Genomic DNA, 25,651 nt, shown 5'->3' on the forward strand with positions numbered 1-25,651 from the left:
CTCGGGCTCGTGACTCCCTCAGACGTGAAGCGGCTCCTGCTCATCGACGGTCACTCGATGGCCTATCGAGCGTTCTACGCCCTGCCCGCCGAGAACTTCCAGACGGCCACCGGGCAGGTCACGAACGCCGTGTACGGGTTCACGTCCATGCTCATCAACATTCTGCGGGACGAGAAGCCCACGCACGTGGCGGTGGCGTTCGACGTCTCCCGCAAGACGTTCCGCTCCGAGCAGTACCCCGAGTACAAGGCCGGTCGCTCCAAGACGCCGGACGAGTTCCGCAGCCAGGTGTCGCTGATCGGCGAGGTCCTCGACGCGCTCCAGATCTGCAAGATGGAGAAGGAGGGCTTCGAGGCCGACGACATCATCGCCACGCTGACCACGCAGGCGGTGGAGCAGGGCTTCGAGGTCGAGATCGTCACCGGCGACCGGGACGCGTTCCAGCTGGTCAACGACAAGGTCACGGTGCTGTACCCGGTCAAGGGCGTGTCCGAGATGGGCCGGTTCACCCCCGCGTACGTCGAGGAGAAGCACGGCGTGCGGCCCGAGCAGTACGCCGACTACGCGGCGGTGCGCGGCGACTCGTCGGACAACCTGCCGAACACGCCGGGCGTCGGACCGAAGACGATCATCAAGCTGCTCAACCAGTTCGGCGGGCTCGACGAGCTGGTCGACCACATCGACGAGGTGCCGGGCAAGGTCGGCGAGGCGCTGCGCGGCAACCTGAACAACATCATCATGAACCGCCAGCTGACCGAGCTGGTGAAGGACCTCGAGCTGCCGTACCAGGTGGACGGTCTCGAGGTGAAGCAGTGGGACCGCGACGCCGTGCACCGGCTGTTCGACGAGCTGGAGTTCCGCGTCCTGCGCGACCGGCTGTTCTCGACGCTGTCGACCGCGGAGCCGGAGGCCGAGGAGGGCTTCGAGGTCTCCGGTGGCGTGATCCCGGCCGGCACGCTGGCCAGGTGGCTCGACCAGCACGCCCGCAAGACCCGCGTGGGCGTGGCGCTGCGCATCACCGGCCAGGACATCGAGGGCGTCGCGCTGTGCACGGCCTCGGGTGAGGGCGGCTACGTCGCCGTCGAGGGCCTGGACGAGGCCGACGAGCAGGCGCTCGCCGCCTGGCTGGCCGACGAGGGCGTGGCGAAGGCGGGTCACGACCTGAAGCTGCCGTTGCGCCGGGTCCGCGCCCGCGGCTGGAAGCTGCGCGGCCTGACGTCGGACACGGCGCTCGCGGCGTACCTGGTGCGGCCGGGCCAGCGGTCGTTCGCGCTGGACGACCTGGCCCTGCGCTACCTCAAGCGCGAGCTGCGCGCCGAGGAGTCCGGCGACGGCCAGCTGTCGCTGCTGTCGGACGAGTCCGAGGAGGCGCAGAAGGTGGCGACCGGCACGATCCTGCGCGCCCGCGCCGTCGCCGAGCTGGCCGACCGCCTCGACGCCGAGCTGGTCACGATCGGCGGCGCGGACCTGCTGGCGAACCTCGAACTGCCGCTGATGAACGTGCTGGACGACGTCGAGGCCGTCGGCATCGCCATCGACGTCGACCACCTGTCCGAGCTGGAGGCGCACTTCGCGGCCGGTGTGAAGCAGGCGGCCCAGGACGCGTACTCGGTGATCGGCAAGGAGATCAACCTCGGCAGCCCCAAGCAGCTGCAGACGGTCCTCTTCGACGAGCTGAACATGCCGAAGACGAAGAAGACCAAGACCGGCTACACCACGGACGCCGACGCGCTGCAGAACCTGTTCGAGCAGACCGAGCACCCGTTCCTGCAGCACCTGCTGTCGCACCGCGACGTCACCCGCCTGAAGTCCACTGTGGACGGACTGCTGAAGTCGGTCGCCGACGACGGCCGCATCCACACGACGTTCCACCAGACGATCGCCGCGACCGGCCGGCTGTCCTCGACGGACCCGAACCTGCAGAACATCCCGATCCGCACCGACGAGGGCCGCCGCATCCGCCAGGCGTTCGTCGTCGGCGAGGGCTACGCCGAGCTGATGACCGCCGACTACAGCCAGATCGAGATGCGGATCATGGCCACGCTGTCCGGCGACGAGGGCCTGATCGCGGCCTTCAACAGCGGCGAGGACCTGCACACGTACGTGGCCTCGCAGGCGTTCTCGATCCCCACCTCCGAGGTGACCGGCGAGATGCGCCGCCGCATCAAGGCCATGTCCTACGGCCTGGCCTACGGCCTGTCGGTGTTCGGCCTCTCGCAGCAGCTGCGCATCCCCACCGAGGAGGCGCGCGAGCAGATGGAGGCCTACTTCTCGCGCTTCGGCGGCGTCCGCGACTACCTCAACGAGATCGTCGAGAAGGCCCGCAAGGACGGCTACACCGAGACCGTGCTCGGCCGCCGCCGCTACCTGCCGGACCTCACCTCGGACAACCGCCAGCGCCGCGAGATGGCCGAACGCATGGCCCTCAACGCGCCGATCCAGGGCAGCGCCGCCGACATCATCAAGGTCGCGATGCTCGGCGTCTTCCGCGCCCTCGACTCGTCCGGCCTGCGCTCCCGCATGCTGCTGCAGGTCCACGACGAGCTCGTGCTGGAGATCGCCGACGGCGAGCGCGAGGCCGTCGAGGCGCTGGTGCGCGACCAGATGGGCAACGCCTACCCGCTGCAGGTCCCGCTGGAGGTCTCGGTGGGCGTCGGCCGCTCGTGGGACGACGCGGCGCACTAGAGGAACGCCGGTTCCAATGGGGAGGCCGTTCTTCTCCCCATTGGAACTTATAACGCACCGGGGGACTTGCCGCAAGCCCCGGTGTTTCCCCCACAATTCGTTGCCTGCCAGCGGATTGAGGGGATTTCACGATGCGTTTTCTGGTGTCCACGATCGGTTCACGCGGTGAGGCGCAACCCGTCACCGCGCTGGCCGTGCAGCTGACAATGCTCGGCAACGACGTCACCGTGGTCGCGCCTCCCGACTTCGAAGAGCTCGTGACCGGCAACGGCATCGACTTCACGCCGGTCGGCCCGTTCCTGCGCGACGCCGCGAAGGTCGACCCGGCACAGCTCAGGGTGCTGGCCGAGCAAAGTGTGAAAGACCAGTTCGCGGTGGTCAGGGCGGTGGCCGAGGGCGCGGACGTGCTGGTCGCGGGCGGTGCGCTGCAGCACGCCACCCGTTCGGTGGCCGAAAGCACCGGCGCGCACTACGTGTACGCGAGTTTCTGCGCGAACACGTTGCCGTCACCTCACCACGCGCCGCCGGCAATGCTGGGCAACGTTCCGAAGAATGGAACCGCGGAAGAGAACCTCGCGCAATGGGAACGACAGCGTCACATGTTCTCCTTCTCCCGCGACACCCTGAACGCGGAACGCGCGAAACTCGGCCTGCCCCCGGTCGAAGACGTCCGCGACCACATCTTCGGCGACAGCCCGTGGCTCGCCGCGGACCCCGTGCTCGGCCCGTGGCCCGGCCCCGGCGACCTCGTGCAGACCGGCGCCTGGCTCCTGCGCGACGAACGCCCCCTCGCCCCCGCCCTGGAAGCCTTCCTCGACAACGGCGAGCCACCCGTCTACCTCGGCCTCGGCAGCATGTCCCGCACCGACCCGCAGGCCGTCACCGCCACCCTCGACGCTGCCCGCGAACTCGGTAAACGCATTGTCCTGCAACGAGGCTGGGCCAACCTTGCACTCCCCGCCGACACGTCCGGCCACATCACGATCGATGAGGTGAACCAGCAGACCCTGTTCCGCCGCGTCGCGGCGGTCGTCCACCACGGCGGCGCCGGCACCACCACGACCGCCGCCGCGGCCGGCGTGCCCCAGTTCGTGCTACCCCACCTGTACGACCAGCACTACTGGGCCGCACAGGTGGAACGCCTCGGCATCGGCCGCAAGGGCCCGCTGACCCCCGGCACCCTCGCCGACACGCTCCAGCTGTCCGAACCAGCCGCGGCACTCGCCCCGCACATCCGCACCGACGGCGCCCACCAAGCCGCTGTGCGTCTGATGGCGTTGTAAGCCAACGAATCCGCTGATGCGGGCGGAACGCCCGTGGTAAGCCATCGGCATGAGGATCTTCGCCTTGGCCCTGCTCCTGGTCACCGCCGCCTGCACAACGCCGGAACAGGGCGCGCAGTCCACGGACCCCTTCCTGTCCGGACCGCTGACCTTCCGCAAGGTCGAGGGTGACCCCGTCCCCACCAACCAGCAGCCAACCGGCTATCCGGCCCCGCACCACAGCGCGGACGACCCCGCGGTCGCACAGGCCAAAGCCCTCCGCCAACTCGCCGAAGGCCCCGCCCGCGCACAGCTGCTGGCCACCTTCGACTGCTCGGCACCAGACCCGTTGCTGGGCAACGACGACAGGACCCTCCCGCTGGTCACCTGCGACGCCGGCGACCACCGCTACGCCCTCGGCCCGGTGTTCCTCGACGGCGACCGCGTCATGAAAGCCACCGCCGAGCCCGATGCCACCGGGGCCGGCCACGTCGTGACCGTGAAGTTCGACCAGCAGGGCGCCCAGGTCTTCGGCGACTTCACCGCCGCCAACATCGGCAGCCAGGTCGCGATCCTGATGAACGGCCGCGTGCTCAGCGCACCCACCATCCAGTCCGCGATCCCGGGTGGCGTCGTGCAGATCACCGGCAGGTTCACGAAGGCGCAGGCCGAGCAGCTCGCCGCGCACCTCAACGGCGGCTGACCGCAGGGCGTCGGGCGGTGCGGCCGGTGCCGCCCGTCCCGGAGCCATAACGGACGCTGATCCCGCCCATTTCCTCCGGCGAAGACACAGGTTTAACCGCCGTTGACACCGGCTGAACAAAACCAGCAGGCTGTCGGAGCGCCACATTCGGAGCCGATTTCAGTGGGGGATTTTTTCGGCTGCAAACGACCGGACCGGGGAGACGGAATTGTCCATCGTCACTTCATTGGATTCGTCCATCGAGGAGCACGTTCACCGCGAGGTGGACAACGAGCAGCTGTGGGCTTCGCGCAAGTCGTTCTACGAAACGGGCTTCGCGCTCGTGTCCTACCTCCTGCCCGCCGACGTGAAAGCCATGGTCGCGGCCGAGGTGAACGAGCTGCTGACCGAGCAGTCCGTGCGCAGGGACCTGCACCTGGCGGAGACCAGCAACAGCCCGCGGTACATGCGCAACGTCACGGCTGCCGACATCCGGGCGCACGGGGGTGCGACCGTCGATCTCTACAGCAGTCCCGCGTTCATCAGGGCGTTGAGCAACGTCGCTGGTGAGCAGGTTCTGGAGTGCCCGTACGAGCCCGAACACTACGTCATCACGCACCTCGAACGGCCTGGTGACACGCACGGCTGGCACTGGGACGACTACAGCTTCGGCGTGATCTTCGTGGTCGACTGCCCCGACGTCGAGTTCGGCGGGTTCGTGCAGACGGTGCCGAACACGGCGTGGGACAAGCAGAATCCGCAGGTGTTCAAGCAGCTCGTGAACAACCCGATCTATTCGTACGAGCTGAAGCCCGGTGACATCTACCTGCTGCGCACCGACACCACGTTGCACCGCGTGCACCCCGTTGAGGAAGGCGCCAAGCGCACGATCATCAACATGGCTTACGCGGCCGAACGGGATCTGAGCAAGGAAATCTCGCACGAAACCATGGAAGACCTTTTCCGCGTCTGAAAAGCCAGAGGAGCGTCGTGGTCAACAAAGTGGTTCTTGCCTATTCCGGCGGTTTGGACACCTCGGTCATCCTGGCGTGGTTGAAGGAGACCTACGAATGCGAGGTGGTCGCGTTCATCGCGGACCTCGGTCAGGGTGAGGAGCTGGACCGGGCGAGGGACAAGGCGTACGCCATCGGTGCGGCGGAGGTGTTCGTCGAGGACCTGCGTGAGGAGTTCGCCCGCGACTACGTCTTCCCGATGCTGCGGGCCAACGCCGTCTACGAGGACGGTTACCTGCTCGGCTCGGCGATCGGGCGGCCGTTGATCGCGGCCAAGCAGATCGAGATCGCGAAGACCGTGGGTGCGGACGCGGTGGCGCACGGTGCCACCGGCAAGGGCAACGACCAGGTGCGGTTCGAGCTCGCGTACCAGACGCTCAACCCGGACATCAAGATCATCACGCCCTGGCGGGAGTGGGACCTCAACACGCGGTCGCAGCTGCTCAAGTACGCCGCCGACCACGGCATCCAGATCGACAGCACCGGTGCCGCCGAGCGTCCGTACTCGGTCGACCAGAACCTGATGAACACCACCTACGAGGGCGAGGTGCTGGAGGACCCCGGCGCGTTGCCGCCGCACGGCGTGTTCTTCCGGGTGCGTGACCTCGCGGAGGCGCCGGACGAGCCGGAGCGCGTCACGATCACGTTCGAGGGCGGCGACCCGGTCGCGGTCGACGGGGTGCCGCTGACCGCGACGGAGACGTTCGGCAAGCTCAACGAGCTCGCCACGAAGCACGCGATCGGCCGGGTCGACATGGTCGAGAACCGGATCATCGGCATCAAGACGCGTGGCGTGTACGAGACGCCCGGCGGTACGGTCCTGCTGACCGCGAGGCGCGCGCTGGAGGCGTTGACGCTCGACGGCGAGGTGGCCCTGCTCAAGGAGGAGCTGATGCCGCGCTACGCCAGGCTCGTCTACCGCGGCCTGTGGTTCGCCCCCGAGCGGGAGATGCTGCAGGCGGCGATCGACCACAGCCAGCAGAACATGTCCGGCGACGTCGAGGTCGCGCTGTACAAGGGGAACGTGAGCGTGCTGCGGCGCACCTCGCCGTTCTCCCGGCACAGCCGCAAGCGCGTGTCGTTCGAGGCGGGCGTCGGTGCGGCGGCCTACGAGCGGCACCACCCGGAGGGCTTCATCCGGATGAACGCGCTGCGCTTCGCGTCGGTGGCCGCCGCGGCGTCCGACTCAGCGCCTGAAGGAGTTTCATGAGGATTGTTTTCTTCGGCTACGGCGAACTCGGTGCGGTGGTGCTCAGCGCGCTCGTCGAACACCACGACGTCGTGCAGGTGCTGACCCACCGCACCGAGTTCACCGGGCTCGGCGAGCCCCACGTGGCCGAGCTGGTCGAGCGGCACGGGCTGTCGTGCGTGATCTCGGCGAACGGGCGCGAGCCCGAGCTGCCCGGACAGCTGCGGGAGCTGGCCGCGGACGCCATCGTCTCCACGAACTGGCGCACGCGGCTGCCCGGCGAGCTGCTGACCACGTCACGGCTGGGCGCGTTGAACGTGCACGACGCGCTGCTGCCGAAGTTCTCCGGGTTCGGCGCGATCAACTGGGCGGTCCGGGAGCACGAGAGCGAAACCGGCGTCACGGTGCACCTGATGGAACCGGAGCTCGACACGGGACCGGTCGTGGTGCAACGCGTCGTGCCCATCGGCGACCACGACACGGCGACCGAGATCTACGAGCAGGTCACCGCGCAGTACGTGCCGGCGACGCTCGAAGCGCTCGACCGGCTGGCCGCCGGTGAGCGGGGCACGCCGCAGGACGCGGCGAAGCGCACGTTCTGGCACCGGATCACCGAGGACGACACCCGGATCGACTGGACGAAGAGCACCCGGTCGATCTACGACCTGGTCCGCGGCCAGTCCGACCCGTACGTGAACGCCTGGACGACGCTCGACGGCCAGCGGATCGCGGTCAAGAAGGCCGCGCTGCCGTCGATGGGTTTCTGCGGCACGCCCGGCAAGGTCGTGCGGCAGGCGGACGGCGGTGTGGCGGTCGTGACGGGCACCGAGGGGATCATCCTGCTGGAGGTCCAGGTCGACGGCGAAGAAGCACGTCCGGCGGCCGAGGTGTTCAAGAAGATGGGTGGCCGGCTCACCTGATCGTGGCGATGCGGGAGGATGCGGTGCGTGCGTACCGCATCCTTCACGCCGATCAAGACGGCGATCCCCAGCCCCGGCTACGTCCAGGCCGCCAGCGTGCCGGGTGGCAGCAAACTGTTGTTCGTGAGCGGTCAGATCCCCGCCGACGCCGACGGCAACGTGCCCGACGACTTCGAGGCGCAGTGCCGGCAGGCGTGGGCGAACGTGTTCACCACCCTCGAGGCGGCGGGCATGGACCGCACGAACATCGTCAAGGCGACGACGTTCCTGGCCGACCGCAAGTACCGCGGCGTCAACTCCGACGTGCGCCGCGAGCTCCTCGGTGACCACGAACCCGCGGTCACCGTGATCGCTTGCGACATCTACGAGGAGGAGTGGCTGGTGGAGATCGAGGTCGTCGCCGCCGCTGCCGAGTGAGTGACCGGGTCTCCTGGCGTTCGATCTCCCGCGGTGTGTTCGTGACCGCGGTGCCGACGCGCGCGTAGGGGATCCGGTAGGCGGTGGTGATCTGGACCCTGGTCACCGGTCTGCCCGGCGACGTCGAAGCACACCGGACCCGCGGGTCGTGTGGTGTGCGGGTGGCGACGCCGGGCAGACCGGTTCCCAGGAGGACTTCACGACGGTCCGCGCCTGTCGTGCAACCGCGCCAACGGGCTGCCTGCCTCGTTCCGCGCGAACGGGATGCCGGTGTTGAGCGCTTTCGCGCCGATCGTGCACAGCTCGCCGAGCATGCTCACGCCGATCGACAGCTGCGTCGGCGCGTGCCCGCCGACGAGGAAGCCGAGGCCGACGCTCACGCCGAGCGACGTCACCCACACGAGCAACGTCCACGGCGTGTACCGCTGCCACAGGTGACCGTCGCGTTCGTAGAGCCTGATCGTCATGCCCCGGAGCGCGCCGAACGCGAACCCCGCCGCGAGCGGCAGGAGGTAGGCGGCGTGGAAGTCGGTCGTCGCCCGGATGCCGAAGAACAGCAGGAACACCGGCGGGCCGAGCAGGTCGCGGGCGTTGAGCGGTTCACCGATGAACCTGCGGACGAGCACGTACAGCACACCGGCCGCTATCAGCGCGTATGTCATTGCTTCCCCCTTTTGTGGCATACCCCTGCTACTTAAACTAGCAGGGTCGTGCTACAAAAGGGAGGTGTCTCCCCGAGTCGTCGATCCGGTCGCCCGCCGTCAGCACGTCGCCGAGGCGGTGTTCCGCGTCGTGGTCCGTGATGGCGTCGAACAGGCGTCGCTGCGCAACGTCGCCCAGGAGGCCGGTCTCGCCATCGGCTCGATCCGCCACTACTTCGACAGCCACGACGCGATGATCGTCTTCGCCGTGGAGGCGCTGGTGGACTCGATCGGCGCCCGCATCCTGGCGCACGTGGAGACGCTGGGCTCGGGTGAGGGACGGCCGGCCGTCCGGGTGCTGTCCGAGATGCTGCCGCTGGACGAGCGCCGCCGCGACGAAGCCGTGCTGTGGCTGGCCTTCGTCACGGCGACGCGGACCCGGCCCGCGTTGCTGCCACAGGCCGAGCGGCTTTACGACGGGTTGCGGTTCATCTGCGGGAAGGTCGTGCGGCGGATGGTCGCGGAGGGGACCGTGGCCGCGGACCTCGACGTGACGCTGGAGGCGGAGCGGCTGGCGTCGCTGATCGACGGGCTCAGCGTGAACGGGGTGCTGCACCCGGATCGGATGACACCCGAGTTGATGGTGGCGTTGCTGGGTCGGCACGTGGAGTCGTTGCGGTAGCGGTTGCGGTGGCTTTCGCCGCGGTGGCTTCGACGAGCCAGACCGGGAGGGTGGGCAGGCCCGGAACCCCGGCCACCGCGACGGAACCGCGCTCGAAGCGGGTGATGTCCCAGCCGGCTTCGGTGAGGGCGGTGCGCAGTTCGGGTTCGGAGACCTGGAACGGGGCTTCGAGGTTCGCCAGGCAGGTGAGGTTGAGGAACGCGCCGTCGGCGGCGGCGTTGCGCAGCGTGCGCGCCAGGGCGGGGCGGCGGTCCGGTGGCAGGCAGTGGAAGAGGGCGCTGGCCAGGACGGTGTCGAACTGGCCGGTGAGGGTTGCCGCGTCGCCCACCGCCCAGGTGAGGTCGCCGGAAGTGTCAGACCTGGCTGGGATGATGGGAGTGGGGGCCGCTCGCCCCCCGGAGGGGGTCGAGTCGGGATCGATTCCGACGGCGCGGGACCGTGCGATGTCGATCGCCGTCGGTGCGATGTCCACCCCGGTGACGCGATGCCCGCGCGCCGCAAGGAAGATCGCGTTGTCGCCGGTTCCGCACCCCGCGTCCAGCACGTGCCCGCGGAACCGTCCCGCCGCCTCCCACTCCACCACGGCCGGTTGCGGCCCGCCGATGTCCCACGGCACGCCGACGTCCGGCATGCCCTCGACCAGCGGCCCGCCCCGGTAGAAACCCTCGAAGTCAACCATGCGTCCAGCGTGGCCAGGACGCGCGCCGAAGTAGCGGCCAGCCGTAGAAACGTGGCGGAATCCGGCACGCAATACGCTGACGAAGGTGGAATCCATCGACCGAAGGCTCGTCCACGCCCTCCAGATCGACGGGCGGGCGCCGTTCGCGAGGATCGCCGAGGTGCTCGGCACGTCGGAGCACACCGTGGCGCGCAGGTACCGGGGGCTCGTGGAGCGCGGGGTCCGGGTGGTGGGGGTGCCGAACCGGTTCCGGCTCGGGTACCACGCGTGGACGTTGCGGCTCAGGTGCACGCCGGACGCGGGGGCGGCGCTGGCGCGGGCGCTCGCCAAGCGCGCGGACACCCACTTCGTGCACCTGATGTCGGGTGGGACCGAGATCTCGTGCATGCAGCAGGTCGCGAGCGCCGACGAGCTGTTGCTCGACCGGTTGCCGCGCAGGCTGGTGGACGTGAGTGCGCATGCCGTGCTGCGGGGGTTCACGGCGCCGCAGACGTGGCGCGGCGTGCACTGCCTGACGGACGAGGAAGTGGCGGCGTTGACGGTCACGCGTGATCACGAAGCGGTCGAGCTGAGCGGAACGGACGAGGCGCTCCTGCGGGTGCTCGCGGTGGACGGACGGGCGACGTTCACCCAGCTCGCCCACGCCACCAGCACGTCCGAGTCGACGGCCAGGCGCAGGGTCGAGCTGTTGCGGCGGGCGGGTGTGCTCGACGTCCAGCTCGACGCCGATCCCGCCGACCTCGGCTTTCCGACGCAGGCCCGGTTGTGGATGTCGGTCAGGCCGTCGGCGCTTGCGGAGACCGGACGGGCGCTCGCCGGGCACCGCGAGGTGTACTTCGCCGCGGCCACGACCGGGCCGCGCAACCTCGTCGCCAGCATCGCCACGACGACCACGGGCGAGCTCTACCGGTACCTCACCGAGCGGATCGGCGGGCTCGACGGCGTCAACGACGTGGAGACCGCTCCAGTGCTGCGCACGCTGAAACGGGTGGATCTCACCGCCGAGTAGTGCATTCTCTAAGACGCACGCGTGCTCATTCTGGGGGATGGGGGTGTGGGCGTGAAGGCGCTCGTACTGGGGCCAGTGGAAGTGTGGGTCGGCGACAGACAGGTGAACCTCGGCGGACCGAAGCCGAGGACCTTGCTCGCCGCGTTGTTGTTGCAGCCGCGGCAGGTGGTGCCGGTGGACCGGTTGATCGACCTCATCTGGGACGACCAGCCGCCGCAGACCGCCGGTGCGCTCGTGCACACCTACGTGTCGTCGTTGCGCAGGGCGCTCGACAAAGCGCTGATCACGAGGGCGCCGGGGTACGTGCTCGATGTCGACAGCGACGTGGAGATGTTCGCCCGGCACGTCGCCACGGCGCGGCAGGCGGAACGGGCCGGGGACCAGAGCACGGCGGTCGCGCACTACCAGCAGGCGCTGGCGCTGTGGCGGGGACCGGCGTTGCACGGGGTGGAGGCGCAGTTCGCACGAGGACACGCGCTCGCGCTCGAAGAGCAGCGGCTCAGCGTCGAGGAAGGTCTCGGCCGCTGCGAGCTGCGGCAGGGGCGGGCGCAGGACGCGATCGGCAGGCTCACGGCACTGGCGAACGCGCACCCGGCGCGCGAGGAGACGCGTGAGTTGCTGATGAGGGCGTATCACCGTGCGGGACGGACGGCGGACGCGTTGACGGTGTACCGCGACGCGCGGGAGTACCTGCTGGACGAGCTGGGGATCGAGCCGGGCGAGAAGCTCAGGGACCTGCAGACGGCGATCCTCAACGGCACGATCGAGGACGCGCTCACCACCGCCGCGTCGGCGCCGGTCGTGATCAAGCCGCAGGTCGTGCCGCACCACCTGCCGCCGGACATCAGCGACTTCACCGGCCGCCAGGAGGCGCTCAAGCAGGTCATCGGGCTGTGCGAGCCGCCGGAGGACAGCACGGCGACGCCGACGGCCGTGATCTCCGGGTTCGGCGGGGCCGGCAAGTCGGCGCTGGCCGTGCACGCCGCGCACCTGCTGCGCAAGACCTACCCCGACGGGCAGCTGTTCGCGGACCTGCGGGGCGCGGGGCGCGACCTCGAACCGCAGGAGGTGCTGGGGCGGTTCCTCGGGCTGCTTGGCATCCCCGGCACCGACCAGCCGGCCGCGCCGGACGAACGCGTCGAGCTGTACCGGCGCACCGTCGCCGACCGCAGGCTGGTCATCGTGCTCGACAACGCCCGCAGCGAGGCCCAGGTCAGGCCGCTGTTACCGGGCAACGCGAACTGCTTCGTGATCATCACCAGCCGCAGCCGGCTCACCGGGCTCGAAGGCGCCGAACCGATCGAGCTCGGGTTCCTCAGCGACGAGATCTCCGCGGAGATGCTCAGCCGGATCGTCGGCACCGACCGGATCGGCAACGAACCCGAGGCGGCGCACCAGATCGCGAAGCTGTGCGGCGGTGTGCCGCTGGCGCTGCGGGCGGCCGGGGCGAAACTGCTGGCCCGGCCGCACTGGCCGTTGAAGACGCTGGCCAGGCGGCTGTCCGACGAACGGCGCAGGCTCGACGAGCTGGAGATGGGCGACCTGGCCATCCGCTCGTCGCTGCGGCTCAACTACGCCGAGCTGGACGCGGTGCACCGCAGGGCCTTCCACCTGCTGTGCCTGCTCGACCTGCCGGACTTCGGCGCGTGGGTCGCGGCACCGTTGCTGGACATCCCGCCGTACGACGCGGAGGACGTGGTCGAGCACCTCGTGGACCTGCGGCTGGTCGACGTCGCGGGCGTCGACCAGATCGGCCGCGTGCGCTACCGGTTCCACGACCTGGTGCAGCTGTTCGGCGCCGAGCAGGCCGCGCGGGAACCCGCGGGCGAGGTCACCGAGGCCGTCACCCGCACGCTCGCGACGTGGCTCGCGCTCGTGGAGACCGGGGTGCGGAACCTGCCGCGCGTGACGCTGGGCCTGCGCCCCCGGCTCACCCCGGCGGTCGAGGTGGACCGGCGGCTGGCCGAGGACGTCGAGGAGGACCCGAACGGCTGGCTGCACTCCGAGACGGACGCGGTCGTGCGGGCCGTCGAACGCGCGCACGACCTCGGTGTGGACGAGCTGACCACGACCGTGCTCACGTCGCTGCTGTCGTCGCCCTTCGCCGCCCGCAACGAGTTCGGCAACTGGCAGCGCACCCACGAGGTCGCGCTCAGGTCCGCCCGCGACCGCGGCAACCGGCGGGCGGAGGCGGTGCTGCTGACCGGGCTCGGGCAGCTGCGCTACGAGCAGGACGACTTCGCGATGGCGTTGCGGCACTTCCAGCAGGCGGCGCAGATCGCGCGGGACATCGGCGAGACCGAGACCCTCGCCGTGGCGTACGTCGGCATGGGCACGGTCCGGCGCGACCTCGCGGAGTTCGAGCAGGCACGCGAGCTGCTCGACCAGGCGATCGCGCTGGGGGACAAGGGGGTCGTCGCCGCGGCGAGCTACGGCGTCGGCGCCATCCACCGCGACCACGGCGACGTCACCGGGGCGATCGCGTCGTTCGAACGCTGCGTCGAGCTGTACCGCGCACTGGACGACCAGCGCGGCGAAGCGCTGGCGTTGCGCGGCCTGAGCGTCTGCCACCGCGCGACGGGGGCGTTCCCGCGGGCCGTGGAGCTCAGCCGGGACGCGGAACGGATCCTGCGCGAGGCCGGTGACGAGCTCGGTGCCACGTACGCCGTCCAGTCGCTCGCGAAGGCGTCGCTGCGGGCGGGCGAGCTCGACGGCGTGGAGGACCTGCTGGCCGGCTGCCTGGAGGTCTGCACCCGTCAGCGCGACCGGTTCGGCGTGGCGCTGATGACCAGGACCCTCGGCGAGGCCGCACTGGCCCAGGGCCGGGACGAGGAGGCCGCGGACCTGCTGGAGGACGCGCTGGACCAGTGGACCACGCTCGGGCTGCCGATCTGGCAGGCCCGCACCATGCGCGACCTCGCGGCCGCCACCGGTGACGAGGCGATCTGGGCGCAGGCCAAGGCACTCTTCGCGGACCTGCGGGCACGGGAGGCGGACGAGCTGGAGGGGTTGAGTGCCGGTGACTGGCGCTCAACCCACCTGAGCACCTAGGACGACGTGCTGCGCCGACTCGGCGCAGCACGTCGTGCCCGAGGTAGCCGGACGAGGCACCTGGTACGGGTTCACGAGCGCGCCGTCACGTGCACGTCGCGCGCCGTCAGCTCGGCACCGCAGCCGGTGCACTCGACCTTCGCCCGCACGCCGCCGCCGCAGTCGCGGTGTTCGAGCGAGAACGGCTCGTCCTCCTGCTCGGCCAGCATCCACTTCTCGCCCCACGTCCGCAGCGCCATCAGCACCGGGTAGAGGTCCCTGCCCTTCTCCGTGAGGCGGTACTCGTGCCGTGTGCGTCCATCGGCTTGATACGGCACGCGCTTGAGCACGCCTTCGTCCAGCAGCATGCTCAGCCGGTCGGTCAGCACGCTGCGGGAGATCTCCATCGCCGACTGGAAGTCCTCGAACCGGCGCGTGCCCAGGAAGATCTGGCGGAGCAGCAACAACGTCCAGCGCTCGCCCAGCAGTGCGGCGGGGCGGCCCAGCGTGCAGGGCAGGCTGGCGAAGCTCGCGTACGACATGCCCCCAGGATATCCCTTGCGTTCGTTTTTCGAACTCAGCTACAGTTCGGATTCCGAACTCAGGGGGTCCCATGCGTGTCACCGAGCTCGACCGGCAGTCGGCCCCCGCGGCGGTGGACGCGGTGTTCGCCGGGCTGTCCGCGCGAAGCCGCTACCAGCGCTTCCACTCCCCGACACCGCGTCTCACCGCGTCCGCGCGCGAGGTGCTGGTGGACGTCGACGGCACGCGGCACGCGGCCGTCTGCGCGCGCATCGCCGGCGAACCGATCGGCATCGCCCGCGTCATCCGCACCGGCGAGTGCGGCGCCGAGATCGCCGTCGCCGTGGTCGACCGCTGGCAGCGCCGCGGCGTCGGCCGGGGGTTGCTGGAGGCGCTGACCGAGGTGGCGGCCCGGCTCGGGCTCGCGGAGCTGCACGGCGACGTGCTGCCGGACAACCACGCCATGCTCGCGCTGGTCCGCAAGGTGCTCCCCGGCGTGCGGCTGACCAGGAGCGACGACACCATCAGGCTCAGCTACCCGCTCGCGTGGGTCACCGCCGAGATCACCGACGCGGACCTTATAGCGAGTTTGCAGGGCATTTAGAGGTCGGTCACCGACCATGGGCGCGTGACCTCCGCACGCACCGCCGGACGCCTCATCGGCCGTGCCGAGATCGTGGAACGCGCGTGCACGTGGCTGCGTGACTCGGTCCCCTACGGCCAGACGAAGTTCCACGCCAACGAGCACGGCATCTACCGCGCCGACTGCTCCGGCTTCGTGTCCATGGCGTGGGGCCTGCCCGGTAAGCCGGAGGACCGCCACGGCGGCCTCGACACCCGCGGCCTGGCCGGCGTGAGCACGGTGATCGGGCCGGACGAGCTGCGCGCGGGCGACGTCGTCCTGCGCGCCGACGGCACCAACCTCACCCGGCACGTCGTGGTCTTCGCGGCGTGGGCGGAGGAGCAGGGCCGGTACTGGGCGTACGAGCAGGCCGGTGGGCACCGCACCCGGTTGCGGGTGGTCGAGTACCCCTACGACAGCGCGCCGGAGCTGTACCTCCCGCGGCGCTACCGCAGCGTGCTCGGGTGACGGCGGCGCGCCCGGCGTTCGCGGTGTGCAACTCCGGCCGTTCGACCGGACCAAAACTTCACATCGCCTTGCTACGGTGACCGGCATGAGATCGTGGGGGATGTTGGCGGTCGCCGCGGCGGCCATCACGTTCGGCTCGACGCTGGCCATGCCCGACGTCGCGGTGGCGGCTGCCGAGGGCGGCGCGAACTGCGGGACGTACGCGGCCAACTCGAAGATCACGCGCAGCGAGGTCCTCGCGCGGTCGCGGACGTGGATCAGCGCGCGGGTGCCCTACAGCCAGAGCGACTGCTTCGGCAACAAGTACGGCGCCTACCGCACGGACTGCTCCGGCTACGTGTCGATGGCCTGGGGCCTGCGCATCTCCTACACGACCCACATCCTCGAACAGGTCGCGCACCGCATCGACTGGGAGGACCTGCGTCCCGGCGACGCGCTGAACGACCGCCTCAACCACGTGGCGCTGTTCATCGGCTGGGCGGACGCGGCCAAGACCCGCCCGATCGTGCGCGAGCAGGCCGGCCCGGACGGCTCCCAGCCCGTGCAGCGGGTGTGGAGCGCCGCGACCGCCCGCCGGTACGTGCCGCTGCGCTACAACGGCCTGGTCGAGTCCGGTGGCGGTGGCACCACCACCAGCGACACCCCGGTCACCGACGCACCGGTCGTGAGCAGCGGGCCGCAGATCTCCAACACCGCCGCGCAGTCGCTCGAGGTCTTCGCCCGCGGCACGGACGGCACGGTCATCACGAACTTCCACAAGACGAGCCGCTGGGCCGGCTGGCAGCAGCTCGGCCCCGAGCTCTTCGCCGGCGACCCGGTGGCGCTGCTCAACCCGGCGACGAAGATCGTCGAGGTGTACGCGCGCGGCACCGACGGCCGGATCTACCACCGCGCCGACGGCAAGTGGCTCGCGCTGGGCGACACCGCGCTGGCTGGCAACCCCGCGCTGCGCTGGAACGACCAGGCCAAGGCCGTCGAGGTGCTCGCCCGCGGCACCGACGGCACGCTGCTGCGGTTCGCCGCGGGCCGGTGGGAACCGCTGGGCGACCGCAAGATCGCCGGCAACCCGGCCGTGCTCGACAAGGACGTCTACGCCCGCAGCGCCGACGACAGGCTCGTCAGGTGGGACGGCGCGAAGTGGCAGGACCAGGGCGACGTCAAGATCGTCAGCGACCCGAGCGTCGCCGTCGACCAGGTTTTCGTCCGCAGCGCCACCGGCAGCGTCGAGCAGTACGCGGCCGGCGTGTGGAAGACGCTCGGCGGCAAGGGCGTCGGCACCCCCGCCGCGGTGTACAACACGACCACCGGCTCGATCGACGTGCTGCAGCTCGGCGCCGAGGGCCAGGTCGAGCACTCGCGCGCGACCGACAGCGGCTGGACCGCCTGGGCCAAGCTCGGCACCACCAAGGTCTCCGAGCCGCCGACCGCGATGTACCACGCGCAGACCAAGACCGTCGAGGTCTTCGCCCGCACCGACGACGGCAAGCCGATCCGCCGCTTCTACAAGGAGAAGGCGGGCTGGAGCCAGTGGGCGCTGCTGGGCGACCGCACGGTCAGCTGACCTGACGATCCGGAACGGGGCCGTGGCACACCGCCGCGGCCCCGTTCCGCGTCGGCGGCACCGCGCCACCCGGCGCGTGTGGAAAACGCTTACCCTGAGGTCGTGACGGCGCGCAGGCGGTACGCGGTGGTCGGGACCGGGGCACGGGCGGAACGGCACGTCCACGCCATCGCGGTCGAGCACGCCGACACCTGCGAGCTCGTCGCGTTCGCCGACGTGAACCACACGCGCATGGCCGCGCACAACGACCGGCTCGCCGGGCTGGGGCTCGAACCGGTTCCCGCGTACGCCGCCGAGGACTTCCGCAGGATGCTGACGGAGCAACGGGTCGACGTCGTCGTCGTGACCACCGTCGACCGGTACCACGACACGTACGTCGTCGAGGCGCTGGACGCGGGCCGCGCCGTCGTGACGGAGAAGCCGATGACGACGGACATGGCGTCGGCGCACAAGATCCTGGATGCCGTGCACCGCAACGACGGCGACGTCACCGTCACGTTCAACTACCGCTACAACCCGATCCACGAGAAGGTGCGCGCGCTGCTCGCGGACGGTGCCGTCGGGGAGATCGGGTCGGTGCACTTCGAGTGGCTGCTCGACACCCGGCACGGCGCCGACTACTTCCGGCGCTGGCACCGCGACAAGGCCAACTCCGGTGGCCTCATGGTGCACAAGGCCACCCACCACTTCGACCTGCTCAACTGGTGGATCGGCTCGGTACCGGAGACCGTGTACGCGCACGGCCGGTTGTTCTTCTACGGCAACAAGAACGGCGCACGCCACGGATACGTGGACGACGACCGGTTCGAGCTCCGGCTGGAACAGGACGCGTGGCTCAAGAAGCTCTACCTCGACGCACGGCACGAGGACGGCTATCGCCGCGACCAGAACCCGTTCGAACCGGGTGTGTCCATTGAGGACGACATGGCGGTGCTCGTGCGGTACGCCAGTGGCGCCAGCCTGACCTACCACCTCACGGCCTACTCGCCGTGGGAGGGCTACCGGCTGATGGTCAACGGCAGCAGGGGGCGCCTGGAGCTCGAAGTGGTCGAGAACTCGTGGGTGTCCGGGCAGCAGCCGGCCGTGCACGGCGCCGTCGCCAACCCCGAGCAGGGGTGGGCGACGCTGTCCGTGCAGCGGCTGTTCGAACGGCGCGAGGAGATCCCGCTGACGTACGACCGGGACGGCCACGGCGGTGCCGACCGGCGCATGGCCGCCGCCCTGTACGGCCCGGCCGGGCAGGAGGACCCGTTGGGCCGCAGGGCGACGCACCACGACGGCGTGCTGTCGCTGCTGACCGGGTTCGCCGCCAACCGCAGCTTCGAGACCGGCCTACCGGTCCGCGTCGCCGACCTCCGGTGAGGAGGCTCCGGTCCGTGGCACGGGGCGCCACGACACGGCCATTAGTGGCGCGTTGCTGTCACAAGGCTGTCTTGGATGGCGCGGTGCATTGAAATTCCCCAGCCCGCGGCCGATGCTGGTGGCCGGGTTGGTGGTCGCCGGTGCGGGTGGCCGCCGGAGCTCTCGCGCCGGCGGCGAAGTCCACCCGAGAAGGGTGAGGGCGATGCGTGTTGCGCTGGTCGGGGCTCGCGGGCATGGGGCGCGGCACGTGGAGAACCTCCTGCGGCTCGGCCACGACGGGACCGCGACCTTCGTGGGCGTCGTGGACGTGGCCGACGTCGACGTGCCGGTGCCGTCCTACCCGGACCTGCCCGCACTGGCCGCCGAGGTGCACCCGGAGGTCGTCGTGGTCTCCTCGCCGCCGTCGACGCACCGCGAGCTGACGCTGTCGGCGTTCGAGCTGGGCTGTGACGTGCTGCTGGAGAAACCGGCGCTGCTCACGGTCGCCGACCTCGACGAGGTGTCGGCCGCGGCCGCCGACCGCGGGCTGGTGTGCCAGGTCGGCTTCCAGTCGCAGGGCACCGGGACCTACCGGCGGCTGTGCTCGTTGATCGGCTCCGGTGCGCTGGGCGAGATCTCCGGCATCGGCGCGGCCGGGCGGTGGGTGCGGACCGACGCCTACTACGAGCGGGCGGCGTGGGCCGGGCGGCAGGGCGAGGACGGGTGCCTGGTCAACCCGTTCGCACACGCCCTGCAGAACGCGCTGCTGCTGGCCGACGTCGAGGAACGGGCCGGTGTCTCGGTCGAGCTGGAGCTGTTCCGGTGCCGCGACACGATCACCGCCGACGACACGGCGTGCGTGCGCGTGACGTCGGACGGTGCGCCGCCCGTGGTGGTGGCGGCGACGTTGTGCGCGCAGTCGTCGTTGCCGCCGGTCGTGCTCGTGCACGGAACGCTGGGGCAGGCCGTGTGGTGGTACGACGACGACAAGCTGATGGTCAACGACCACAGGATGGCCGTTCCTCCACCCGTGGACCTGCTGGAGAACCTCATCCGGCACCGCCAGACCGGTGAGCCGCTGGTGTCGCCGTTGGCCGCAGCGCGCGCGTTCACGACCGTGGTGGAGGAGTGCGGGAAGGCCGACGTGCCGTTCGTGCCCGCCCGCCGCGACGGTGACCGGATCGTGCTCGACGGGATCGACGAGGTGGTGGTGCGCGCCGCCGAGAAGATCGCTACGTTCGCGGAACTCGGTTGCGGTTTCGGAAGGTAGCCCGTGGACACCTACATCGACCTCAGGGACGTCCGGCTGACCGGCCTCGTGAGCCAGGGCCTGATCGCGCTCGTCGCCGCGGAGTCGGTGTGGGGCACGGTCAACGACTGGACCGGCGGCTCGTCGACGTGGAGCTTCCTCGCGCAGGTGCTCTACCTGCCCGCCGCCGTGGCGTTCGTCCTGTGGTTCCGCAACGCCACCCACAACGCCGAGGCCATCGCCCTGCACGGCGTCCGGGTGATCAGCGACGTGTGGCGGGCCAGCGACCCGGCGCAGCGGGACGTGCCGTTCAAGCAACGCGCCGTGAGCCCGTTGATCAGGCCGTGGCAGTACGCGTTCCTCGCGATGGTGCTGACCGACCTGCTGGAGACGGTGCTGCTCGACACCGGGGCCTACGTGGTGTTCTCGACGCTGTCCACGGTCTGCGCGGTGGCCGCCGCCGGGCTCGCGTGTTTCGTGATCTGGCGGATCTCGGCCATGCAGCAGCGGTTCGCGGTGCCGCGGCCCCAACGCCGCTGACCGTGTTGTGATCACCGGGTTTTCGTTAGCCTGGGCCGATGCCGTTGCTCGGACCAGCAGATCCGCTGCCGCACGTGCCCCGGCGCATCCTCGTCGCCGGGAACGCCGGATCCGGCAAGTCGACGCTGTGCCGGCGCATCGCCGGGCGGCACGGTGTCCGCTACGTCGAGCTGGACCGCCTGTACTGGGGTCCACAGTGGACACCCCGGCCCGAGTTCGGCGCCGAGGTCGCGGCGTTCGCGGAGGGTGACCGGTGGGTCACGGAGTATCAGTACAAGGAGGTCCGCGGGGCGCTGGCCGCGAGGGCGGACACGGTGGTGTGGCTCGACCACCCGTTCCCGACGGTGATGGGACGGCTCGTCAGCCGGACGGTCAGGCGGCGCGCGCGACGCGTGGAGTTGTGGAACGGTAACCAGGAACCGTCGCTGTGGTCGGTGTTCACGGACCCCGAGCACATCCTGCGGTGGGGCTGGAAGACCTACGGGCGCAGCCGGGCCAGGGTGCGCGCGCTCGTCGACCAGGTCGTGGTGGTGCGGTTGAGCGGGCAGGGGCAGGTGGAACGGTGGCTGGACGGGCCGTTGGCCGCGGTCGGTGAGGAGCGTGCACGGTGAGGTCGGCGCTGGTGCTCGGTGGGAGCGGGATGCTGGCCGGCTGCGCGGAACGGCTGGTGGCACGCGGGTGGCGGGTGGTGCTGCCGTGCCGCACGCAGCCGCTGATGGCCGACGACGGACCCGGCCGCGCGGCACGGGCGTCGCTGGCGCGGGGGCACCGGCCGACGTGGGTCAGGGCCGACTGGGGCAAGCCGCGTGAGCTGGCCGCCGAGGTCGGCTACGAGCTGGCCGGCCACCCGGTGAACCTGCTGGTGGCGTGGGTGCACGAGAGCTACCGGACCGCCGTGCTCACGGCCGTGGCGCCGCTGCTGGCCGAGCACGCGCCGGTCGTGGAGGTGCACACGTCCGCACCGGTGCCCGACCCCGTGCTGGCGGAGCACCCGACCCAGCAGGTCCTGATCGGCCACTTCCCGCACGACGCCGCCCGCCACACGGGCCAGGCCGTGCTGGACGCCGTCGTGCGGGCGTTGGAGGGCAAGCCGCCGTCGCTGCACCAGGCCGGCGGTTAGCCGCACCGGAGTCTTCGCCGCAAACCGGTCGCCCGGCCGGGCATCGAGGGGATAGGCTCCGCGCGGCGTCGGGGGACGTTCTTCTTGGGGGATCTTCATGAGCACCGAGGTTCTCGGACCCGTGCGCGGAGCCGGCCTGGGCCGGACCGTCCTGATCGGACCGGGGCAGTGGGGGAAACTGTGATCACCGAACCGTTCCGGCCCGTGCGCGGCCTCGGCGTCGCCGCGTCCGTCCTCATCGGACTCGACGCCGTCCTCGCCGTCGCCGACGCGTTCTCCTCGCAGCACAGCGCGAACGCCGTGCGCGAGTACACCGACGGCAACGGCACGATGGCGGACCTGCGCACCGCCGATGCCATCTCGTTGCTGGTCAACGGGCCCAGGCTCGCGGTGTCGGTCGCGGCGGGCGTCGTGTTCGTCGTGTGGCTGTACCGGTCGCGGCAGAACGCCGAGCGGCTCACCTACGACGTCGACCACCGGCACAAGCGCGGCTGGGTGATCGGCGGCTGGATCGTGCCGGTCATCAGCCTCTGGTACCCGGCGCAGATCGTCCAGGACGTCTGGCGCTCGTTCGACGCGACCCAGCAGGACCGGCCGTTGCAGGCGCGGGACAAGAACGGCCTCGTCGTCGCGTGGTGGCTCGTGTTCCTGGCGTCGTCGTGGGGTGACCGCGCGGTCACCCAGCTCGTGCTGCGCGACTCCGACCTGGAGACGGTCGCCGCCTGGACGTGGGTGAGCGCGTTCGTGACCATCGGCGCGGCCGTGCTCGCGATCGTGCTCGTCCGGCGGCTGATCGACGCCCAGCACGTCATCCAGCCGCCGGTCCAGGACGGCGGGCCTGTCCCAGTCCACGTACCAGGAGCATGACCGACTCGCGCACCTCCGCCCGTGACCGCTCCGGCTGGAACACCTGCCAGTCCAGGGCGATCACGAGCAGCGTGCCGAACAACGCCGCCGACGCGGTGCCGACCTCCACGCCCTCGGGCAGGCGGCCCGCGTCGGCCAGGCGCTTCATCTGACCGCGCACGATCGACACGATGTCGTCGCGCAGCAACGACAACGTCCCGTGCCACTGACCCGGCGTGCGCCACAGCTCCGACACCAGCAGCTGGCCGAACGCCGGGTACTCGGCCCAGAAGCCGAGCATCTGGTCGACCAGCGCCTCCAGCGAGTCCTCCGACGACTCGGCCGACTCCGCGGTCCGCAGCCGGCCGGCGAGCAGCTCCACGCCGTGCCGCAGCAGCGCTTCGACCAGCGCGTCCTTCGAGGCGAAGTTGTAGTAGATCGTGCCCTTGGCGACGCCCGCCTCCGCGGCGATCTCGTCGACCGTCACCGAGGCCGCGCCCCGTTCACCGACCAGCTTCAGCGCCGCGTCGAAGAGCTTCTGCTTCGTCGCCGTCGTCCGGGCGCTCACAGCACGAGCTCCGGCTTCAGCTTGGAGGGTGTCCACACCCGCTGCTTGTAGGCCGCCACGGACGACAAGGCTAGGGCCCCGGCCAGCCACGCGAGAAGGATCAGCGCGTCCTTGCCCACGATGCCCAGGTCGCCGCCGTACATCAGGTGCCGCAGGCCGTCGACGGCGTAGCCCATCGGCAGGCCGTAGTGCAGCGGGTACAGCGGCACCGGGATCGTCTGCCACGGGAACGTGCCGCCCGCGCTGACCAGCTGCAGGATCAGCAGGATCAGCCCGAGGAACTTGCCCACGGCACCGAACGCCGCGTTCAGGGCGTGCAGGATCGCGACGAACGTCAGCGACATCAGCACGAGGAACCCGAACGTGCCGAGGGGGTTCGACGGCTCGATGTCGACCACGAACCGCACGACCGTGAACATCACGAGCACCTGCACGACACCGAGCAGCGCACCCGGCAGCCAGCCACCCAGCGCGACACGCAACCCCGACTGGCCGGCGGCCAGCGCACGGCGGGAGAGCGGGCGCAGCAGCAGGAAGAGCACGAACGCGCCGATCCACGTCGCGAGGCCGAGGAAGAACGGTGCCAGACCGGCGCCGTAGGTGGCCGCCTTCGTCTGGGACAGGCCCTTCACCGCCACCGGGTCACCGATGGCCTTCGCGATCGCCTCGCGCGTCGGGTCGTCCGTGTTCGGGATCTTGCCGACGCCGCCGTTCAGGCCGTCGCGCAGCTGGGCGGAGCCGTCCGCGAGCTTCGCCGCGCCGTCGCGCAGCTGCGGGGTGCCGGTCGCCGCCTTCTGCAGGCCGTCGCGGAGCTGGGCGTTGCCGTCGGCGAGCCGGGTGGCGCCGTCGTCGAGCTGGCCGATGCCGGCGACCAGCGCGGGCATCTTCGAGGAGAGCAGCTCGGCACCGTCGGCGACCTGGTCGGCGCCGTTCGCGAGCTTGCGCAGGTTGCCCGCGGCGCCCTGGACCTTGCCGTTGGCGTTGTCGACGGGCTGGCGGGCCTGGGTGAGGGCGCCCATGACGCGCTGCACCTGCTCCTCGGTGAACCCGAGGGCGCGCAGCCGGGTCGCCACGTCGCCGTTGGCCTGGTCGAGCGCGCCGACGAGGGACTGGGCCAGCCGCGCGTACGCCTCGGCCTCCGTCGCGGCGGTCTCGTTGCCGGTCGCGACCTGGCGTGCGCCGGAGGCGACCTGCTGCGCGCCGGCGGGCAGCGGCTGGGTCTGCGTGCGGAGCTGGTTCAGGCCGTCACGCAGCTGTGCGGCGCCGTTCGCGGCGGTCACCGACCCGGTGTACAGCTGCTGCACACCGCCGTCGAGCTCGGTCAGCTTGTCGCGCAGGGTGGCGCTGCCGTCGGCGAGCTGGGCCGCGCCCTCCGCGGCCTTGGTGGTCTCCTGGCGGATCGTCGAGAAGCCCAGCAGCAGGCGGTCGGCGGCCTCGGTGGAGACCTTCGCGGTCACCGCGCGGCGCACCTCGGAGACGACCTGGTTCGCGATCGTGCTGCCCAGGTAGTTGTTGGCGTCGTTGGTCGTGAGGGTCAGCACGCCCTGGCGCGGCTTGAGGTCCGCGGGCGAGGTGAGCGCCTCGGAGAAGTCCTCCGGCAACGTGAGCGCGAAGATGTACTTGCCCTTGCGGACGCCCTCGTCGGCCTCCTGCGGGCTGGCGACGACGTGCCAGTCGAACTTGTGGCCGTTGAGCAGCTCGTCGGCGACGTCCTTGCCGGCGTTGAGGTCCTCGGTGCCCTTGTCCTTCACGACCAGCGCGGCGGGGACGTTGCCGAGGTTCGAGTACGGGTCCTTGTTGGCGTACAGGTAGAGCGACGCGTACAGCAGCGGCACCAGGGCCAGTGCGAGGACGGCGAGCCGGGGGAGCGTGCCGGAGGTGATCCGGCGCAGCTCGTTGAAGGCCATGCGAAGGGCGCTCATGCGGTGATCTCCATCTTGGTGTCGTTGTCCTCACCAAGGCGCGCGTGCGGGAGGTCGAGGATGTGAGCGGAGGAGTTCGAGCACAGGGCGACCACGGACCGTTCGGGGGTCACGTGGTTGTGCGCCAAGGCGAACCACTCGCGCGGGTTGGGGTGGTAGCGGTCGGGGCAGTCGAGGACCAGCGCCGTCACGCCGGGACGGGCGGCGGCCAGCTCCAGCAGCACGGCGCACCGGGTCTGGGGCGGCACGAGCTCGAACCGCACGGACGCGTGCTCGTCGGCCGCGTGCTCGACCAGCCAGTCGTGCACGGCCTTCTTGCCCGAGGGCATGCCGTTCATCGCGAGCTCCTCGCCGACGACGGCGGCCAGCGTCAGCGACTCCTCCGGCTCGTTCACCTCGGGGGCGTCGACCAGGACGACCTGCTTGCGCAACGTGCGCGCGTCCGGCGAGACGGTGCCGGTGGACGGCTTCATGCGGCCGGACAGCAGCAGCGCGAGGGCCGTGTGCCCGGTTCCGGGGTCGCCCGCGACCAGCGTCAGCTCGCCCGGCTTCACGGTCAGCGAAGTCGGCCGGAGCAGGGGACCATGGGCCCCGTTGACGCCTGCGCGACTTGCGTGGATCTCCACGGCTTTGCCTTCCCTTTAAACTGACCGGTCAGTACAAATTCTCGCGCAGTCTGCTCC

The 25,651-nt window shown here is 70.6% G+C and carries 25 protein-coding genes; 19 read left to right on the forward strand and 6 right to left on the reverse strand.

Going from position 1 to position 25,651, the window contains the following annotated elements:
• Nucleotides 1-9 precede the first annotated feature (9 nt).
• The 7 genes from polA (at nt 10) to ADL03_RS31330 (ending at nt 8,168) form a co-directional block, all read left to right on the forward strand.
• Nucleotides 10-2,685, forward strand: coding sequence for a DNA polymerase I (gene polA / locus ADL03_RS31300; RefSeq protein ID WP_082373622.1), 2,676 nt, complete (start codon nt 10-12; stop codon nt 2,683-2,685).
• A gap of 131 nt (nt 2,686-2,816) precedes the next feature.
• The gene (locus ADL03_RS31305; protein ID WP_053737189.1) at nt 2,817-3,968 is read left to right on the forward strand and encodes a glycosyltransferase; all 1,152 of its coding nucleotides are present in this window, start codon (nt 2,817-2,819) and stop codon (nt 3,966-3,968) included.
• A 49-nt stretch (nt 3,969-4,017) separates the two neighbouring features.
• Nucleotides 4,018-4,650: a hypothetical protein gene (locus ADL03_RS31310; RefSeq protein WP_053737190.1), complete on the forward strand. Its 633-nt coding sequence runs from the start codon at nt 4,018-4,020 to the stop codon at nt 4,648-4,650.
• A gap of 226 nt (nt 4,651-4,876) precedes the next feature.
• On the forward strand, nt 4,877-5,602 hold the full coding sequence (locus tag ADL03_RS31315) for a hypothetical protein (protein WP_157529508.1): 726 nt from the start codon (nt 4,877-4,879) through the stop codon (nt 5,600-5,602).
• A 17-nt stretch (nt 5,603-5,619) separates the two neighbouring features.
• A complete protein-coding gene (locus tag ADL03_RS31320) occupies nt 5,620-6,852 on the forward strand; it encodes an argininosuccinate synthase (RefSeq protein WP_053737192.1) in 1,233 nt (410 codons plus the stop codon).
• Complete coding sequence (locus tag ADL03_RS31325; protein ID WP_053737193.1) at nt 6,849-7,751, forward strand: methionyl-tRNA formyltransferase; 903 nt, start codon at nt 6,849-6,851, stop codon at nt 7,749-7,751. Before ADL03_RS31320 ends, ADL03_RS31325 begins: the two co-directional genes overlap by 4 nt.
• A 27-nt stretch (nt 7,752-7,778) precedes the next feature.
• Complete coding sequence (locus tag ADL03_RS31330; RefSeq protein ID WP_197288803.1) at nt 7,779-8,168, forward strand: RidA family protein; 390 nt, start codon at nt 7,779-7,781, stop codon at nt 8,166-8,168.
• Nucleotides 8,169-8,365: 197 nt separating this feature from the next.
• Here the strand turns inward: ADL03_RS31330 and ADL03_RS31335 are convergent, their stop codons facing one another.
• On the reverse strand, nt 8,366-8,830 hold the full coding sequence (locus tag ADL03_RS31335; RefSeq protein ID WP_063798767.1) for a hypothetical protein: 465 nt from the start codon (nt 8,828-8,830) through the stop codon (nt 8,366-8,368).
• A gap of 64 nt (nt 8,831-8,894) precedes the next feature.
• Between ADL03_RS31335 and ADL03_RS31340 the strand changes: the two genes are divergently transcribed.
• Nucleotides 8,895-9,491 carry a TetR/AcrR family transcriptional regulator gene (locus tag ADL03_RS31340; RefSeq protein WP_053737196.1) on the forward strand — a complete coding sequence of 199 codons (597 nt, stop codon included), beginning with the start codon at nt 8,895-8,897 and terminating at the stop codon, nt 9,489-9,491.
• On the opposite strand, the gene ADL03_RS46000 is transcribed toward ADL03_RS31340, so the two are convergent.
• The gene (locus ADL03_RS46000) at nt 9,403-10,266 is read right to left on the reverse strand and encodes a bifunctional 2-polyprenyl-6-hydroxyphenol methylase/3-demethylubiquinol 3-O-methyltransferase UbiG (protein ID WP_082373623.1); all 864 of its coding nucleotides are present in this window, start codon (nt 10,264-10,266) and stop codon (nt 9,403-9,405) included. The two genes, ADL03_RS31340 and ADL03_RS46000, sit on opposite strands and share 89 nt — an antisense overlap.
• Between ADL03_RS46000 and ADL03_RS31350 the strand changes: the two genes are divergently transcribed.
• Together ADL03_RS31350 and ADL03_RS31355 are read left to right on the forward strand one after the other, a co-directional pair.
• Nucleotides 10,256-11,179: an AsnC family transcriptional regulator gene (locus ADL03_RS31350; protein WP_197288804.1), complete on the forward strand. Its 924-nt coding sequence runs from the start codon at nt 10,256-10,258 to the stop codon at nt 11,177-11,179. The genes ADL03_RS46000 and ADL03_RS31350 overlap by 11 nt on opposite strands.
• A 51-nt stretch (nt 11,180-11,230) precedes the next feature.
• Complete coding sequence (locus ADL03_RS31355) at nt 11,231-14,230, forward strand: BTAD domain-containing putative transcriptional regulator (RefSeq protein WP_197288805.1); 3,000 nt, start codon at nt 11,231-11,233, stop codon at nt 14,228-14,230.
• Nucleotides 14,231-14,301: 71 nt separating this feature from the next.
• Here the strand turns inward: ADL03_RS31355 and ADL03_RS31360 are convergent, their stop codons facing one another.
• Nucleotides 14,302-14,751 (reverse strand): helix-turn-helix domain-containing protein, encoded by a 450-nt coding sequence (locus ADL03_RS31360; RefSeq protein ID WP_053737200.1) that lies wholly within the window; start codon nt 14,749-14,751, stop codon nt 14,302-14,304.
• Between the two features lie 71 nt (nt 14,752-14,822).
• Here ADL03_RS31360 and ADL03_RS31365 point away from each other — a divergent pair, with 71 nt between their 5' ends.
• The 9 genes from ADL03_RS31365 to ADL03_RS31405 all read left to right on the forward strand — a co-directional run bounded on the left by ADL03_RS31365 (nt 14,823) and on the right by ADL03_RS31405 (nt 22,499).
• A complete protein-coding gene (locus tag ADL03_RS31365; protein ID WP_053737201.1) occupies nt 14,823-15,335 on the forward strand; it encodes a GNAT family N-acetyltransferase in 513 nt (170 codons plus the stop codon).
• Nucleotides 15,336-15,359: 24 nt separating this feature from the next.
• The gene (locus ADL03_RS31370) at nt 15,360-15,821 is read left to right on the forward strand and encodes a hypothetical protein (protein WP_053737202.1); all 462 of its coding nucleotides are present in this window, start codon (nt 15,360-15,362) and stop codon (nt 15,819-15,821) included.
• Nucleotides 15,822-15,906: 85 nt separating this feature from the next.
• Nucleotides 15,907-17,382 (forward strand): hypothetical protein, encoded by a 1,476-nt coding sequence (locus tag ADL03_RS31375; RefSeq protein WP_157529509.1) that lies wholly within the window; start codon nt 15,907-15,909, stop codon nt 17,380-17,382.
• Nucleotides 17,383-17,484: 102 nt separating this feature from the next.
• On the forward strand, nt 17,485-18,744 hold the full coding sequence (locus tag ADL03_RS31380) for a Gfo/Idh/MocA family protein (RefSeq protein ID WP_053737204.1): 1,260 nt from the start codon (nt 17,485-17,487) through the stop codon (nt 18,742-18,744).
• A 202-nt stretch (nt 18,745-18,946) separates the two neighbouring features.
• Nucleotides 18,947-19,993 carry a Gfo/Idh/MocA family protein gene (locus ADL03_RS31385; RefSeq protein WP_063798769.1) on the forward strand — a complete coding sequence of 349 codons (1,047 nt, stop codon included), beginning with the start codon at nt 18,947-18,949 and terminating at the stop codon, nt 19,991-19,993.
• 3 nt (nt 19,994-19,996) lie between these two features.
• Entirely contained in the window at nt 19,997-20,512 is a 516-nt protein-coding gene (locus ADL03_RS31390; RefSeq protein WP_053737206.1) for a hypothetical protein, read from the forward strand.
• 38 nt (nt 20,513-20,550) lie between these two features.
• The gene (locus tag ADL03_RS31395) at nt 20,551-21,123 is read left to right on the forward strand and encodes an AAA family ATPase (protein ID WP_053737207.1); all 573 of its coding nucleotides are present in this window, start codon (nt 20,551-20,553) and stop codon (nt 21,121-21,123) included.
• Nucleotides 21,120-21,632, forward strand: coding sequence for a hypothetical protein (locus ADL03_RS31400; RefSeq protein ID WP_082373626.1), 513 nt, complete (start codon nt 21,120-21,122; stop codon nt 21,630-21,632). Before ADL03_RS31395 ends, ADL03_RS31400 begins: the two co-directional genes overlap by 4 nt.
• 180 nt (nt 21,633-21,812) lie before the next feature.
• Nucleotides 21,813-22,499, forward strand: coding sequence for a DUF4328 domain-containing protein (locus tag ADL03_RS31405; RefSeq protein ID WP_053737208.1), 687 nt, complete (start codon nt 21,813-21,815; stop codon nt 22,497-22,499).
• Here ADL03_RS31405 and ADL03_RS31410 read toward each other — a convergent pair.
• The 3 genes from ADL03_RS31410 to ADL03_RS31420 are packed head-to-tail and all read right to left on the reverse strand — an operon-like array spanning nt 22,441 to nt 25,594.
• Nucleotides 22,441-23,046 carry a TetR/AcrR family transcriptional regulator gene (locus ADL03_RS31410; RefSeq protein WP_053737209.1) on the reverse strand — a complete coding sequence of 202 codons (606 nt, stop codon included), beginning with the start codon at nt 23,044-23,046 and terminating at the stop codon, nt 22,441-22,443. The two genes, ADL03_RS31405 and ADL03_RS31410, sit on opposite strands and share 59 nt — an antisense overlap.
• A complete protein-coding gene (locus ADL03_RS31415) occupies nt 23,043-24,968 on the reverse strand; it encodes a YhgE/Pip family protein (RefSeq protein WP_053737210.1) in 1,926 nt (641 codons plus the stop codon). The genes ADL03_RS31410 and ADL03_RS31415 overlap by 4 nt, the downstream gene beginning before the upstream one ends.
• Complete coding sequence (locus tag ADL03_RS31420) at nt 24,965-25,594, reverse strand: ATP-binding cassette domain-containing protein (protein ID WP_053737211.1); 630 nt, start codon at nt 25,592-25,594, stop codon at nt 24,965-24,967. The genes ADL03_RS31415 and ADL03_RS31420 overlap by 4 nt, the downstream gene beginning before the upstream one ends.
• Between the last annotated feature and the right edge of the window lie 57 nt (nt 25,595-25,651).

Origin of the sequence: Nocardia sp. NRRL S-836, assembly GCF_001279525.1 — a bacterium.
Classification (GTDB): Bacteria; Actinomycetota; Actinomycetes; order Mycobacteriales; family Pseudonocardiaceae; genus Lentzea.

Bases quoted from the DNA above. Each gene is read 5' to 3' on its own strand.
- ADL03_RS31385 (WP_063798769.1), top strand. From the start codon at position 18,947: ATGCGTGTTGCGCTGGTCGGGGCTCGCGGGCATGGGGCGCGGCACGTG.
- ADL03_RS31310 (WP_053737190.1), top strand. From the start codon at position 4,018: ATGAGGATCTTCGCCTTGGCCCTGCTCCTGGTCACCGCCGCCTGCACA.
- ADL03_RS31395 (WP_053737207.1), top strand. From the start codon at position 20,551: ATGCCGTTGCTCGGACCAGCAGATCCGCTGCCGCACGTGCCCCGGCGC.
- ADL03_RS31375 (WP_157529509.1), top strand. From the start codon at position 15,907: ATGAGATCGTGGGGGATGTTGGCGGTCGCCGCGGCGGCCATCACGTTC.
- ADL03_RS31365 (WP_053737201.1), top strand. From the start codon at position 14,823: ATGCGTGTCACCGAGCTCGACCGGCAGTCGGCCCCCGCGGCGGTGGAC.
- ADL03_RS31360 (WP_053737200.1), bottom strand. From the start codon at position 14,751: ATGTCGTACGCGAGCTTCGCCAGCCTGCCCTGCACGCTGGGCCGCCCC.
- ADL03_RS31335 (WP_063798767.1), bottom strand. From the start codon at position 8,830: ATGACATACGCGCTGATAGCGGCCGGTGTGCTGTACGTGCTCGTCCGC.
- ADL03_RS31415 (WP_053737210.1), bottom strand. From the start codon at position 24,968: ATGAGCGCCCTTCGCATGGCCTTCAACGAGCTGCGCCGGATCACCTCC.
- ADL03_RS31325 (WP_053737193.1), top strand. From the start codon at position 6,849: ATGAGGATTGTTTTCTTCGGCTACGGCGAACTCGGTGCGGTGGTGCTC.
- ADL03_RS31305 (WP_053737189.1), top strand. From the start codon at position 2,817: ATGCGTTTTCTGGTGTCCACGATCGGTTCACGCGGTGAGGCGCAACCC.
- ADL03_RS46000 (WP_082373623.1), bottom strand. From the start codon at position 10,266: ATGGATTCCACCTTCGTCAGCGTATTGCGTGCCGGATTCCGCCACGTT.